This window comes from Rhodococcus sp. Leaf278 (assembly GCF_001426085.1).
GTDB lineage: Bacteria > Actinomycetota > Actinomycetes > Mycobacteriales > Mycobacteriaceae > Rhodococcoides.
Genome location: NZ_LMRR01000001.1, coordinates 334970 through 349537, shown reverse-complemented (window position 1 = coordinate 349537; position 14568 = coordinate 334970). Strand labels below are relative to the sequence as shown.

Annotated in this window: 13 protein-coding genes; 3 read left to right on the top strand and 10 right to left on the bottom strand. The window is 64.5% G+C overall.

Going from position 1 to position 14568, the window contains the following annotated elements; translation table 11 throughout:
* Positions 1-10 precede the first annotated feature (10 nt).
* The gene (locus ASG84_RS01730; RefSeq protein ID WP_057475293.1) at positions 11-3142 is read right to left on the bottom strand and encodes an arabinosyltransferase domain-containing protein; all 3132 of its coding nucleotides are present in this window, start codon (positions 3140-3142) and stop codon (positions 11-13) included.
* 74 nt (positions 3143-3216) lie between these two features.
* On the bottom strand, positions 3217-4380 hold the full coding sequence (gene ilvA, locus ASG84_RS01725) for a threonine ammonia-lyase (RefSeq protein WP_268793473.1): 1164 nt from the start codon (positions 4378-4380) through the stop codon (positions 3217-3219).
* Positions 4381-4562: 182 nt separating this feature from the next.
* Here ilvA and ASG84_RS01720 point away from each other — a divergent pair, with 182 nt between their 5' ends.
* The 3 genes from ASG84_RS01720 to ASG84_RS01710 are packed head-to-tail and all read left to right on the top strand — an operon-like array spanning position 4563 to position 6443.
* Positions 4563-5504 carry a DUF6286 domain-containing Asp23/Gls24 family envelope stress response protein gene (locus ASG84_RS01720; protein ID WP_057475291.1) on the top strand — a complete coding sequence of 314 codons (942 nt, stop codon included), beginning with the start codon at positions 4563-4565 and terminating at the stop codon, positions 5502-5504.
* A complete protein-coding gene (locus ASG84_RS01715; RefSeq protein ID WP_057475290.1) occupies positions 5504-6055 on the top strand; it encodes a hypothetical protein in 552 nt (183 codons plus the stop codon). Before ASG84_RS01720 ends, ASG84_RS01715 begins: the two co-directional genes overlap by 1 nt.
* Positions 6056-6062: 7 nt before the next feature.
* Positions 6063-6443, top strand: a complete 381-nt coding sequence (locus ASG84_RS01710) for a hypothetical protein (protein ID WP_057475289.1) — start codon at positions 6063-6065, stop codon at positions 6441-6443.
* Between the two features lie 243 nt (positions 6444-6686).
* Here the strand turns inward: ASG84_RS01710 and tuf are convergent, their stop codons facing one another.
* From tuf to ASG84_RS01670, 8 genes are all read right to left on the bottom strand, one after another.
* Positions 6687-7877, bottom strand: a complete 1191-nt coding sequence (tuf, locus tag ASG84_RS01705; protein ID WP_032380840.1) for an elongation factor Tu — start codon at positions 7875-7877, stop codon at positions 6687-6689.
* A gap of 102 nt (positions 7878-7979) precedes the next feature.
* Positions 7980-10082 (bottom strand): elongation factor G, encoded by a 2103-nt coding sequence (fusA, locus tag ASG84_RS01700; protein ID WP_057475288.1) that lies wholly within the window; start codon positions 10080-10082, stop codon positions 7980-7982.
* Between the two features lie 95 nt (positions 10083-10177).
* Positions 10178-10648: a 30S ribosomal protein S7 gene (gene rpsG / locus ASG84_RS01695; RefSeq protein WP_003941856.1), complete on the bottom strand. Its 471-nt coding sequence runs from the start codon at positions 10646-10648 to the stop codon at positions 10178-10180.
* A 1-nt stretch (position 10649) separates the two neighbouring features.
* Positions 10650-11024, bottom strand: a complete 375-nt coding sequence (gene rpsL, locus ASG84_RS01690; protein WP_008714048.1) for a 30S ribosomal protein S12 — start codon at positions 11022-11024, stop codon at positions 10650-10652.
* Positions 11025-11318: 294 nt separating this feature from the next.
* Entirely contained in the window at positions 11319-11861 is a 543-nt protein-coding gene (locus ASG84_RS01685) for a DUF3558 domain-containing protein (RefSeq protein WP_057475287.1), read from the bottom strand.
* Positions 11858-12379, bottom strand: a complete 522-nt coding sequence (locus ASG84_RS01680; protein ID WP_057475286.1) for a DUF3558 domain-containing protein — start codon at positions 12377-12379, stop codon at positions 11858-11860. Before ASG84_RS01680 ends, ASG84_RS01685 begins: the two co-directional genes overlap by 4 nt.
* A gap of 89 nt (positions 12380-12468) precedes the next feature.
* Positions 12469-13872, bottom strand: a complete 1404-nt coding sequence (locus tag ASG84_RS01675; protein WP_057475511.1) for a guanine deaminase — start codon at positions 13870-13872, stop codon at positions 12469-12471.
* Between the two features lie 60 nt (positions 13873-13932).
* Positions 13933-14559, bottom strand: coding sequence for a TetR/AcrR family transcriptional regulator (locus tag ASG84_RS01670; protein WP_032380839.1), 627 nt, complete (start codon positions 14557-14559; stop codon positions 13933-13935).
* Between the last annotated feature and the right edge of the window lie 9 nt (positions 14560-14568).

The following is a 14568-nucleotide window of genomic DNA, read 5'->3' as shown; positions in this document are numbered from 1 at the left end:
CGCGTAGAGATTAACCGGTTTTGATCAGCCCCGGCGTCCACAGGCCCGAACGCTGCACCTCGGTGGTGGTGATATCCGCCGACTCGGCCGTGTCGTCGTACGGGGTGTACCGCTCGATCGATCCCCAGTCACGGTCCCAGTCGTCTTTCAGATACGACGGGATGGTGCGGGCCGAGGCCACGATGTCGATCCACCCGAGCGGCCCGCCGCCGTAATGGTCCTGCCACGCATTGGTGATGACAGCACCGCTGCGGTCGGGGAGCACTCGGTACTCTGGCACCTCGGCGACGCCGAAGCGATGGTCGAACGGATGCTGGCACGGAAAGTTGAAGCCGACCTCCCAGTCCAGCAGCACGGGAGTCTCCCGCCCGACGACGTCGTTCAGTGTCTGGGTGCGCGGTACTCGCGGCGGGGTGACCGCGAGCCACTGGTCCGAATCGCGATCGGTGTCGGAGAGCACCAGGCGAATCGTGTTGGCACCGGCCGGAATCTGATCCATCGGAACTCGCAGGTTGCGCCACGACGGCGTCGGGCCGATGTCGATCGGCGTCACTCGCCCCTGCGCGCGACCGTCGACTCCGTACTCCAGCTCGAGGCTCTGGCCGTACGTGACGATGCCGTCCGAATCCACCGAGCGGATGCGTCCGGCAGCGGCGATGGAGATCAGATCGCCCGGATCTGCCGGCAGCGAATACCAGCCGGTGGTCAACGTGGCGGGCGTGTCGGATCCGAACGAGCCGAGCACCGGGACTTCTCGAGGGTCCAGACCGAACGGCAGTGCGCTGCCACCGGTTCCGGCTGCGGTGGTCGACGTCGGCTGCTGTTGTTCCTCGGTATCGACGGTGTTCGAGGTGCCCGACGCCGAGGACTCCTTGTCCGCGGTGAGGTCGCGCGCCACGCCGTCGGGGGTGAACCCGTCGTTCTCGGCACCGAGTGCGGTGAACGCGTCCCCGCTGACCGGTTGCAGCACATCGGCATTGGGGTCGGTTTCCAGCAGCACCTCGTTGGCCAGACCGCACGTGTTTCCGGCCAGAGCCGACAGGTTCGATTTGGCGATCGAGTACGACGGCCACTGCGCCACAGCGCCCTTGGCCATCGACGCCACGGCCAGCAGCACCATCAATGCGGCCGCGACGGCGATCGGCGGCACCGACCACCATCGCGCCAACGGCTTGTCGGAGCTGACGTACGGCGCGCGGAGATGGAACCACACGGACGCGAGCAGCAGCAGGAGCGTCAGTCCGAGGAACATCGTCGAGATACCCAGGCCTGCGACGAGAATCGGCTTGTCCCAGAACGGAACTCCCCATGCCGAGGCGTACCAGTAGCCGTTGGTTCCGGTGAACGCGACGGCCATCAGGAACGACACAGCGGCAGCGAACAACAGTCGATTACGCCGCGAGCGCAGCACTGCCGCGCCGGTCGCCACGGCCGCCAGGACCGCAACCGAGGCGGCCAGACCGGCGAACACTCCGAAATGGTGAGTCCACTTGGTGGGGGTGATCATCATCAGCGCCATGGACCCGACGGTGATACCGACGATCCGACGCGCGGGACCGGTTGCGGTGCCAGGGATCTTGCCGCCCTTGCGCAGCATCGCGACGACTACCGCGATCAGCGACACGATCATGACGAACACCCCGAACCGGCGTGCGAGCGAGCCGTCGATGTCCATGTTCATCAACCACTGATAGCGCAGATACTCGTCGAACCAGGCCCGACTCGGCCCGGCAATAGTGTGCACCCGCTGCATCTCGAGCATGCCCGCCACGGTCTGGTTGCCGAAGGCGAACACCAGCACCACCGTGCCCGACGCCACCAACGGAGCCAGCAGTGTTGCCGCGCCCAGCGCTGTAGTGCCGAATTGCCGTGCTCGTGCGACGACGATCTGCAGAACCGGTCGGGCTCCGGCGATCAGCGGCGCAAAACAGATGAAACCGGAGGGTGCGCAGGTGACCGTCAAGGCCGCGATCAGAATTGTCGCCGCTGCGGGGAGCAACCTGCGGGTCGCGATGGATCGCTCCACCGAGCACCAGGTGAGCAGCACACCGATCGCCACGAACGGTTCCGGTCGCAGACCGTTGTTGTACGGCAACCAGAATGCGAGCAGCACCAGACCACCGGTCCACAGCGCAGTCTTCGACGCACGAGCCGCGGCACCGAAACGCGGGATCACCTCACGACTGATGACGAGCCACGCGACGACGGCACAGATCAGCGTGGGTAACCGCATCCAGACACTGGCCGTCGACACGTGCGACATGAGCGTGAACATGTCGTACAGCGGTGTGCCGAACGGTGTCTCGGGCACACCGAAGTACCGGAAGTAGTTGGCCATGTACCCGGCATGATCCGCCGTGCGGGCCATGCCGAGTTGATAGCCGTCATCGGAGGTGTTCGCGCCGATGATGTGCCATACCAGCAGCGTTCCGATCACCACCGCGTCGACCGGCCCGAAGGTCCACCAGCGACGCGGCAGGAAGCGTCGGGCGCGCCTGCCGTCGGACAGGTCCAGCCGGTGCAGCGCTACCAGCGAGACGATGGTAGCGAGCACACCGACGATCATCGCGAACCACTTCAGGACGCTCGGCGTCGAGGAGAAGCGGCTGTCCAGCTCGGCCTGCAGCTGCAGACCGGGAACGCTGCCCTCGAGATCACTGAAGACGCCGACCAGCTGTGGCCGGACATCGCCGTCGCGCGTCACGGTCTCTTCGCCGGTCAGTCCGACGGTTGTCGCAGTGCCGTTGGAGGTGATCGTCAACGAGCAGTCGCCCGCAGTCGATGGGCTCAGTTCGGAGACCGGCTTCTCGAGAAGAACCGAATCTCGCAGCGTCACCTTCAGTTGCGACGCCTCACCGCCGGTCACTTCCGCGACAAGACCGTATCGATAGGCGTCGGGCGATCCCTTGGGCGAGGTGGACAGCAGTAGCCCGCCGCCTGGAAGCCTGGCCGCGGCGTCACACGGGACGGTCGCGTCGACACTGATCGGCGTGTAGCCGACAAGAGGAGCTTCGACGTTGCCGACGGTGTCGCCCTGCGGCCAGGTCAACGACGACTGCTGCTGCTCGATCGGCAACAGCGGTATCGAGATCGTCAGCAGAATGCCCAGGAGAGCAGAGACGATCGCGACGAGCCGAGCCATGCAAATATCTCCCACCGATGTCCTGGTCCAGGTCGCTGATCAAGGTACCAGTGCCACCTGTGCGGCCCGGGAGATCAGTTCTCGACGTGCACCGCGTATCCCGCCGCACCGAGGGCTTCGAGTACCGAGCCTCGGTGATCGGGTCCGCGCGTCTCGACGGTCAACATCACGTCGACTTCCTCGAGGCCGAGCCGGCCACCCGTGCGCGAGTGGACGACGTCGACCACACTTGCGCCGGCGTCGCGCACCACCCCGAGCACTCCGGTGAGTCCACCCGGCCGGTCCGAAATAGTGACGCGCACAGCGAGATAGCGTCCACCCGCCCGGAGACCGTGCGTGATGACGTGGGTGAGCAGCAGCGGATCGATGTTTCCACCGGACAGCACGGCGCATACCGAGCCGGTCAGGCCCAATTGCTCGGCCGAGTGCGTCATCAACGCCGCCACCGCTGCCGCGCCCGCTGGTTCGACGATGAGTTTGGCGCGCTCGATGCACAGCACCAAGGCGCGCGACAGCGCGTCCTCACTGACGGTGACGATGTCGTCGACCCAGCCCTGTACATGATCGAAGGGCACCGATCCGGGGAGTCCGACGGCGATGCCGTCGGCCATCGTGGACATCGACGTCAACGCGATCGGATGACCTGCCTTCAACGACGCCGGCCACGCGGCCGCGCCCTCGGCCTGCACTCCGACGACTCTGACGTCCGGCTTCGTCAGCTTGACCGCTGCGGCGACACCCGCCAGAAGTCCGCCGCCGCCGGTGGGAATCACGATGGTGCCGACGTCCGGCATCTGTTGCAGCAGTTCGGTTCCGAGAGTCGCCTGTCCGGCGACGATGTCGAGGTGGTCGAACGGGTGAATGAGCGTGGCCCCGGTGCGGTCGGCGAATTCCCGTGCAGACGTCAGAGCTTCGTCGACGGTACTGCCCACCAGGTGCACCGTCGCTCCGTATGCCTTGGTGGCCACCAGCTTCGGCAGCGACACCCCGACAGGCATGAACACCGTCGATTCGATTCCCACTTGCGACGCGGCCCAGGCGACCCCCTGTGCGTGGTTCCCGGCGCTGGCCGCGACCACCCCGTGGGCGCGTTGTTCGGCGTCGAGCCTGGCGATGCGGTTGTAGGCCCCGCGTGGCTTGAAGGACCCCGTTCGCTGCAGGTTCTCGCACTTGAGGCGCACCTCGTGGCCGGTCAGATCCGACAGAATCCGCGAGGCCACCACCGGAGTCCGTCGCATGACCGGTTCCAGCAGCTCCTCGGCCGACGCGATATCCGACGCGGTCACCCGCACTATTTCCGACACAGTCGCAGTATGCCAGGAACAATTACTCCCACGACGGCATCCGAGGTCGGTCGTCACTACAGTTGTGGAGCGCGAGCCGCACCAGAGCGAGCCGCGACCGGCGCAAAGGATTCTCGGTGACGACGCAGGCTGCATCCGACGAGGTCAGCGACGACCCCGGCTCGCGCGGCAGCGTGGAAATAAAGGATCGGGCCATCTCTCGCACCGCCATCGCCGCGGCCTTGAAAGACCCTCGGGTCACCCGCACCACCGGCGGGCTCTCGCGACTGACCGGGCGAGAGCTCCCCCGCGCCGATGTCACCCTCGGCGCGGACACTGTTGCCGTCAACCTCTACATCGGTGTCCGGTGGCCGTCACAGATCACCGAGGTCACCGAGGCGGTGCATGCAGCGGTCGAAGCGGCACTGGCGACGATGACGGGTCTGCACGTGCATCGGGTGAACGTGCTGGTATCCGACACCATCCTCGACAGCGGGTCCGCACCGGTGGCGAAAGCCGATGTTTCGCAGACTGTTTCACCCCGTCCACCCACGGCAGGACCGGCCGCGATGCCGGTGGCGCTGCTGTTCGGATTGTTGCTGCTGGGCGTGGCCTTCGTTGCGGGCCGCGAGTTCTTCATCGCGAACGGGAGCATCGGCGGCAGTCCGTGGATCGCCGACGGGATCGGCTGGGTGTCCCGATTGCACTGGCAGAGTTGGATGATCGCCGCGGCGATCGGTGCCGTCGTCGTCGGATTATCGCTGGTGTTCGCCGGAGTGAAGCCGCGCACGAGAACACATTCCGGCCTGGGCGGCGGGGCTCCGACCGTGTGGGCGACACCCACCGATATCGCTCGGTTGTGCAGTGCTGCAGCGCAGTCCACCCGCGGCGTCACGGACGCCCACACCGTCGTCACGCGGAAGAAGATCGACGTGCGGGTGGAGCGCGATCCTGGTTTCGAAGTCGACAGTGTCGACGCTGCAGTCCGTGAAGCGCTCGCTCCGGTCCTGTCCGTCGCCGCGGCTGGGCGCGGGCTGAAGGTTCGACATTCGGTAGCGCAGCCGACAAGGGTCTCGTGATGAAGACATTCGTCGCCGGGGTGGATCGGCTTCTCGCCGTCGTCGCCGGGGTCGTGCTCGTGGCCGGTGGCGGCTTCGCCCTTGCCTGGCACTACGACGTTCCGTGGGCGCGAGAGATGTTGTCTCGCTTCGATCGTGCGCGTATTGCCGAGTTGCCGCAGCAGGGGTGGTGGGTGCCGACACTGGTGATCGTCGTCGCGGTGGCCGCTGTGGTGGGACTGCTTCTGCTCGTGGGCAATTTTTCTCCCCGCCGAACCGGCACGGCGAGCGTCATCGAGGAGCCGCACTTCTCGGCGCATGTGGACCTGAGTGCAATCGCGTCGGGCGTGGCCGCTGAGTTGGCTCGGTTCCCCGGGGTTCGACGCGCTCGCGGCACTGCGATCGATGATCGCGGTATGCCCACCATCGCTGTATCGGTCTATGTCGCAGCAGATTTCGATGTCGTCGGATTCACTGCCGAAGCCGAGTCTCGCGCTGCGTTCGTCGCTGAATCTCTCGCTGGTACATATGTTGCTACCCGCATTCAGTTGCACGTCGACAAGCGGGGATAGTGTTGTCATGACGGCTTCGACGCGCAATAGGTTCGAGCGATGGTCCGGCGGAACGCCTCTCGCGGTCCCCGTGGCATTCGGAGCGGTGCTGGTGATTGCCGCATTCGCCTCGACACTCGGTGACAGTTCGCTCTACTTCTACGTCCCTCTGGTGTTCGCGGCGACCGGAACGATGATCTGGCTCAAAGGGCGCCGCACCCCCGAGCTGGCACATGCCGCTGTGGGATCAGCGCTGCTCTGCGGTTGCGGCGTCGTCGTTGCCGTCTGCGGTCTGGCCGGCGGCCTGATGCTGGACTCGCAGACCTTCTGGGGGTCCATCGCGGTAGTTGCTGCAATCGCGGCACCGATCAGTGCCGGCATCAGCCCATTCGCGTCGCCGACAGACTAGCTCCCGCCGCCACCCTCCCCCGGTCCGGATCAATGCGCCTTTGTTGCACTCTGACCGACTGAAACCCACATTGATCCCAACGGGAGTGCTTCTGGGTGGCCACCTCGATCGCGTGAATGAACCACTGCATACGTCCGAGCGGTGCAAGGGTCCATTGACACGGGCGACGGAGCCGCACACACGCAAAAGCGGCACCCACCCTTTCGGGTGAGTGCCGCTTCGGTACAGCAGGGTGAAACTAGATCACTTGACGATCTTCGTGACGCGACCGGCTCCGACGGTACGACCGCCCTCACGGATTGCGAAACGGAGGCCGACATCCATGGCGACCGGCTGGATCAGCGTGACGGACATCTCGGTGTTGTCACCGGGCATGACCATCTCGGTGCCCTCGGGAAGGGTCACAACGCCCGTAACGTCCGTGGTACGGAAGTAGAACTGCGGGCGGTAGTTGTTGAAGAACGGCGTGTGGCGGCCGCCCTCGTCCTTCGAGAGGATGTAGGCGTTGCCCTCGAACTCCGTGTGGGGAGTCGTGGTGCCGGGCTTGATGATGACCTGTCCACGCTCGACGTCTTCGCGCTTGATGCCACGAACGAGGAGGCCGACGTTGTCGCCTGCCTGACCCGAGTCGAGCAGCTTGCGGAACATTTCGATTCCGGTGACGGTGGTCTTGGTCGAGCCGGGGCGGATGCCGACGATCTCGACCTCTTCGTTGACGTTGACCGAGCCGCGCTCGATACGTCCGGTGACCACGGTGCCACGACCGGTGATGGTGAAGACGTCCTCGACGGGCATGAGGAACGGCTTGTCGGTCTCACGGACGGGGTCCGGAACCGAATCGTCGACGGCCTGCATGAGCTCCAGAACCGACTCGCCCCACTTCTCGTCACCCTCGAGTGCCTTGAGTGCGGAGACCTTGATGACCGGTGCGTCCTCGTCGAACTCCTGCGAAGCGAGGAGCTCGCGGACCTCCATCTCGACGAGCTCGATGATCTCGTCGTCGTCGACCATGTCGGCCTTGTTCAGTGCGACCAGGATGTAAGGAACACCGACCTGGCGGGCGAGCAGCACGTGCTCGCGGGTCTGCGGCATCGGGCCATCGGTAGCTGCCACGACCAGGATTGCGCCGTCCATCTGAGCCGCGCCGGTGATCATGTTCTTGATGTAGTCGGCGTGACCCGGTGCATCGACGTGCGCGTAGTGGCGCTTCTCGGTCTGGTACTCGACGTGGGAGATGTTGATCGTGATACCACGAGCCTTCTCCTCCGGAGCCTTGTCGATCTGATCGAAAGCCGATGCCTCGTTCAGGTCCGGGAACTTGTCGTGCAGAACCTTGGTGATTGCAGCCGTCAGCGTCGTCTTACCGTGGTCAACGTGACCGATGGTGCCGATGTTGACGTGCGGCTTCGTCCGATCGAACTTCGCCTTCGCCACTGTGTGTCCTCCTGGACTGATCTGTGCGTACCCCTGCGGGGCAAGCACGCGTATGTGTTGTTACTTATTACAGGTCGAGCGTGGTCCAGCAAACGAAGAGAATTACTCTCCGTTGACCTTCGCGATGATTTCCTTCGCTACGTTCGCGGGAACTTCTGCGTACGAATCGAAGACCATGGAGTAGTTAGCGCGGCCCTGCGTCTTCGACCGAAGGTCTCCGATGTAGCCGAACATCTCCGACAGCGGAACCAGTGCCTTGACGATACGGGCACCGCTGCGTTCCTCCATGGCCTGGATCTGACCACGGCGGGAGTTCAGGTCGCCGATGACCTCACCCATGTAATCCTCGGGCGTGATGACCTCAACGGCCATGACGGGTTCGAGAATGACGGGGCTGGCCTTACGGGCGGCTTCCTTGAACGCTTGTGAGCCGGCGACCTTGAAGGCCATTTCCGACGAGTCGACGTCGTGGTACGCACCGTCGAGCAGTGTGACCTTGACGTTGACCAGCGGGTATCCGGCGAGAACACCGTACTGCATGGCGTCCTGAGCACCAGCGTCGACCGAGGGGATGTACTCCCTGGGCACACGACCACCGCTGACCTTGTTCTCGAACTCGTACGTCGCGCCGTCTTCGCCCTCGAAAGGCTCGAGCTTGATGATGACCTTCGCGAACTGGCCGGAGCCACCGGTCTGCTTCTTGTGCGTGTAGTCGTGCTTCTCGACCGTCTTGCGGATGGTCTCGCGGTACGCGACCTGCGGCTTGCCGACGTTGGCCTCGACCTTGAACTCGCGACGCATACGGTCGACGAGGATGTCGAGGTGCAGCTCGCCCATGCCGCCGATGACGGTCTGGCCGGTGTCCTCGTCCAGCTTCACCGAGAAGGTGGGATCCTCTTCGGCGAGCTTCTGGATTGCTGTTCCCAGCTTCTCCTGGTCGGACTTGGTCTTCGGCTCGATCGACACCTGGATGACCGGGTCCGGGAAGCTCATGGACTCGAGGATGATCTGGTTCTGCGGATCGCAGAGCGTGTCACCCGTCGTGGTGTCCTTGAGGCCGATGACGGCGTAGATGTGACCGGCAGACGCGGTCGCGATCGCATTCTCCTTGTTGGAGTGCATCTGGAAGAGCTTGCCCAGACGCTCCTTCTTGCCCTTGGTCGAGTTGATGACCTGAGCGCCGGAGTCGACTTTGCCCGAGTACACCCGGACGTAGGTCAGCTTGCCGAAGAAGGGGTGCGTCGCGATCTTGAACGCGAGAGCTGCGAACGGCTCGTCTGCGGACGGCTTGCGAGTGATCTCCTTCTCCTCGTCGCCGACGGCGTGTCCGATGGTCTCGGCAACGTCGAGGGGTGACGGGAGGTAGTCGATGACCGCGTCGAGCATGGGCTGAACGCCCTTGTTCTTGAACGCGGATCCACACAGGATCGGGTACAGCTCGCTGTTGACCGTCATCTTGCGGATGGCAGCCTTGATCTCGTCGATCGTGAGCTCTTCGCCGCCGAAGTGCTTCTCCAGAAGCGCTTCGTCGGACTCGGCCACGGTCTCGAGCAGCATGGTGCGGTACTCGTCTGCGCGCTCCTTGAGGTTTTCCGGGATCTCCTGGATCTCGTACTTCTCACCGAGCTTGGTCTCGCCACTCCACACGAGCGCCTTCATCTGCACGAGGTCGATGACGCCCTCGAAGTCGTTCTCTGCGCCGATGGGCAGCTGGATGACCAGCGGCTTGGCACCGAGACGATCGATGATGGTCTGCACGGTGTAGTAGAAGTCCGCGCCGAGCTTGTCCATCTTGTTGACGAAGCAGATGCGCGGCACGTCGTACTTGTCGGCCTGACGCCAGACCTGCTCGGACTGCGGCTCGACACCTTCTTTGCCGTCGAACACTGCGACAGCGCCGTCGAGGACGCGGAGCGAACGCTCCACCTCGACGGTGAAGTCGACGTGACCGGGGGTGTCGATGATGTTGATCTGGTTGTCGTTCCAGAAGCACGTCGTGGCAGCAGAGGTGATCGTGATGCCACGCTCCTGCTCCTGCTCCATCCAGTCCATGGTGGCTGCGCCATCGTGAACTTCACCGATCTTGTAGGAGATACCGGTGTAGAAGAGGATGCGTTCGGTAGTGGTGGTCTTGCCGGCATCAATGTGGGCCATGATGCCGATGTTGCGGACCTTGAGTAGGTCGGTCAGCACGTCCTGTGCCACGAGTTAACCCGCCTTGGTGTTGGAAGAGGTATTGCCTGAGCTGATCAACGCTCCGGCGGTATCGGATAGTTCCGAATACCGCCCGAGCGAGGAGATCACCAGCGGTAGTGGGCGAACGCCTTGTTGGCTTCGGCCATCTTGTGAGTGTCCTCACGACGCTTCACAGCGGCACCGAGGCCGTTGCTGGCGTCGAGCAACTCGTTCGCCAGACGCTCGACCATGGTCTTCTCGCGACGAGCGCGCGAGAACGTGACCAGCCAGCGCAGTGCCAGCGTGGTGGAGCGGCCGGGACGAACCTCGACGGGCACCTGGTAGGTGGCACCACCGACGCGACGGCTGCGAACCTCGAGGGCCGGCTTGACGTTGTCGAGTGCACGCTTGAGCGTGACGACGGGGTCGGTGCCGGTCTTCTCGCGAGCCTGCTCGAGCGCCTGGTAGACGATGCGCTCGGCGGTCGACTTCTTGCCGTCGAGAAGAATCTTGTTGACGAGCTGCGTGACCAACGGGGATCCGTAGACCGGATCGTTGATCAGCGGCCGCTTGGGTGCTGGGCCCTTGCGTGGCATATCAGCTCTTCTCCTTCTTGGCTCCGTAGCGGCTGCGAGCCTGCTTGCGGTTCTTGACACCCTGAGTGTCGAGCGAGCCGCGGATGATCTTGTAACGCACACCCGGGAGGTCCTTCACACGACCGCCGCGAACGAGCACCATCGAGTGCTCCTGCAGGTTGTGACCCTCACCGGGGATGTATGCGGTGACCTCGACCGAGGAGGTCAGGCGAACACGCGCGACCTTACGGAGAGCGGAGTTCGGCTTCTTGGGGGTGGTGGTGTACACGCGAGTGCACACGCCACGGCGCTGGGGACTGCCCTTGAGGGCAGCGGTCTTCAGTTTCGCGACCTTGTCGGTGCGTCCCTTACGGACCAGCTGGTTGATCGTTGGCATAAACCGGCTTTCTTCGTGTCGATAAACAGGGATCTAGCAGTTGGAGCAAGAGAACACTGCTCCTCACCCGGTACTGCGCCTGCTCCAGTACTGCTGTCGCGGGTCTCTTGCACCCCGCGGTCGGGTGTGTCGCATACCCCCACACGTCCAGCCGGTTGCGCGCTCTTCGAGCGAACGTGCGCACGGCTGTACCTCGCATAGGCACACAAACGGTCCGGCCAGGCCGGACACGACCCATAACGATACCCGGCGGCGCGGCCTCGGGTCAAAACACCCTTCGCCCCGATACGCAACCTATCTGCTCAGGTTGAGTGTGAGGTCAGCCAGCTTCGCCGCGGCCTGACAGGGATCGGGGCCGGCGACATCCGGTCGATACTGCACCCACCACCCGAAGATGCCCGCCTGATCCGCACCGGCCGAGACTCCGCACGACGCGGAATCGTTCGGACGCTGGGCCTGTATTGCCTTGCGGCCCTGCACTGTTGTGTCGCTGACGGTGTACATCATTTTCTCGTCGGCGGCACGCTCGGCCGCCAGGGTGCCGGATTCGAACCAGTTGAACGTCACCTTCACCGTGCCCGCGGACCCCACGAGATCCCACCTACAGATGGCCCCGAGGAATCCCTGGGCGATGAGGTCCGCACCGACGGTCTCGGTGATCTGGTCCTCGGAGACGGCGTCGCACTCGGTCAACAACTTGGTGAATTCTTCGCCTCCCGAGCCGCCGAAGCTCGCCGGGCGGGGCGTGCCCTCGACCGTCTGGGAGCAGCCGGCTGCAAGTAGCAGGGTCGCGGCGGCCGCGATCACTCGTCTCGTTCTCGATGTTTGCGGCGTCATTGCTTGCGCTCCACGGTCAGTGTCGCGAGTTCGTTTCCGACATCACACGGCGGACGCGCCGCCGGTGAGTCGGAGTACGTGATGGACCAGTGGAAGAAGTCGTCGCCGAATTGCACTCCGATCTCGCACAGCGCGCCCTGCTCGGCCTCGAACCCGGGATTCCCGTCGATCTCGATGTCCTTGGCCGGCCGGCCGATCAGCTCGGAGCCTGCGCGCTCGCGGCCGATGGGGCTACCGCGATACCAGGAGAAGCTGACACCGGGCCCACCGAAGCCCACGGTTTCCCATTGGCAGCCGACGGAGTTGCGGGTGATCTGACCGAACGGTCCGGCTCCGAACGCCGTCTGTACCTCGGCGTCGGTGATCGATCCGCATTCACCGAAGAACGGACCGGGCTCGTAGGCGCCGGTGGTCGTCGGCGTTGCCTCGGTCGAGGTATCGGCAGCGTCGGTATCGGAACTACCGCAGCCCGCGAGAAGCGCGGCGACTGCGGTGATCACCAGGGCCACTCGCTTCATGCCGTCCTTCGCGTGTTGTCCGATCCTGCAGTTCGACGTTTACAGCAGTTCGACGTCGCAGTGAACCTATCAATCGGACGGTCATCCAGTCATGTGCCGTGCAGTGCGCGTCCCTGGACATACACGCCGACGATGGCAGGCTCGCGCATGGCCATCAGGAGGGCGAACAAGGTCTGGTCTCGGGCCAAGTCGGCGTCCTCGGCGCGAACACCGTGGTCGATCGCAGCCGCCAACTGCGGCCAGGCGGACGGATCGACGACGACGAAATCGGCTTCCTTGCCGGGGTCGAAGTTGCCGATCCGGTTCTCCATATCCAAGGCACGCGCCCCGGCTAGGGTTCCGGTGAACAGCAATTCCGCCGGGTGCAGCGACAACCCGTCGTCTCTCGGTTCGGAGATGTGCACCTTGAAGGCATCGGCGAGCACCTGCGGTAGCAACCACTCGTCACCGCCGCCGAAGTCGGACCCGATGGCGATGTTCATTCCTGCGGCGACGGTGCGCTTCCACGGCATCGTGCCCGAGCCCAGGAATTGCTGCGACGTAGGACAGTGCGCGATGGAGGTGCCGGTCTCGGCCATCCGTGCCAGCTCGACGTCCTGGCAGTGCACCGCGTGGGCCAGGATGGTCCGCTTGCCGAGGAAGCTCTTACCGCCGACCTGCGAGCCCGGCAGAAACTTGCCGTCGTAGGTGTCGAGGTAGGTGTCCACCCCGTAGGCGTTCTTGGTGGCATCGATCTCGCCCGTGCCCGGCCGGTTGTTCTCGTTGAGGTGCGTGTGGAAGTAGACGCCCCGCGCGCGGACGGAGTCGTAGAGCTCACCGAGATTCTTCAGCGTCTCGATCGTCACCGAGAGCGAGAACCGCGGGACGACGGCCACGTGCACCATCGCCGTGTCGACGTCGCCGGTATCTACCGCGTGCCATTTCTCGATTTCTTCCGAGACCAGCCGGATGGCCTCGTCCTCACCGGTGATCAAGGCCTGCGCCGACGCCGGGCCGGTGGTCTGGACCCCGCGTCCACTGACGATGCGTAGTCCGTGCTTCCTCGTTTCGGAGAACAGCGAATCCTGTGCGTGTGGGAAGGCCGAGCCGAAGACCATCGCCTGCGTGGTCCCGGCCCGGATGCGGGCGGCGCAGAAGTCCCTGGCGGCCGCGTCGGCGAACTCGGGATCGACGAAACGCGACTCGGACGGGAAGATGCACGTGTTCAGCCATTCGAGAAGCTGCCCGCCGCCGTAGGAATCACCGGCATAGGTCTGCGGAAAGTGAATGTGGGTGTCGACGAATCCTGGCAGGACAAACCCGGGACGGTGATCAGCGATTTCACTACGCGCGTATTGCGTTGGAAGAGAATCGAACTCGCCACAGAACTCGATGACGCCCTCGGCGGAGACCACCAGCGCGCCGTCGGGAATCGACACCAACGATGCGGCAGCGTCGAGCACGGTGGGCGAGCCTGCGACGTGAAAAATGTGGCCGCGGTGCACGCGTGCGATATCGGAAGTCACCCGCCAGACTCAAGCACAGGTTCGGCGGCGTTGCAGAGCCAGTGAGGTCTAGCCCGCTACCGAACCGGCGACGACGGAGTGCCGCGCGCCCAGCGAGGCATCGAGAACGTCGGCCCATGTGCGGACGATTTCGACGCGTCGTCGCGCATCGTCGGTGAGCACATCCGCGAGTCCGAGGCCACGGGCGAGGTCGAGTGTCGCCTGCACGAGGCGGTGAGTGACGGGATCGTTGTCGTCGACACCGAGGTTCTCGACGGCCATCTGGTGGGCACGGCGGCCGAACCGTTCTTCGAGGGGCACGATTCGATCGCGCAACTCGGGATCTGCGGAAGCGGCCGTCCACACCTGCAGTGCCGCTTTGAACATCGGCCCGGTGTAGTACTCGACGAGCCGCTCGACGACGAGCTTCGTCCGTCCTGGACCCGGAGGAATGTCCTGGGCTTCGCGCCGCGCGTCGTCCATTCGGGTGTCGAACATGTACTCGAGGGCCCCGGTGATGAGGTCCTCACGCGTCGGGAAATGATGTTGGGTCGCGCCGCGTGAGACGCCGGCGCGCTCGGCGACGACACCGACCGTGGTTGCGACCCAGCCCTGCTCGGCAAGTGAGTCGATTGTCGCCTCGAGCAGTCGCTGACGCGTCACCCTGCTGCGGTCCTGCTTGGGTTCGCGCGCCATCACCATTTC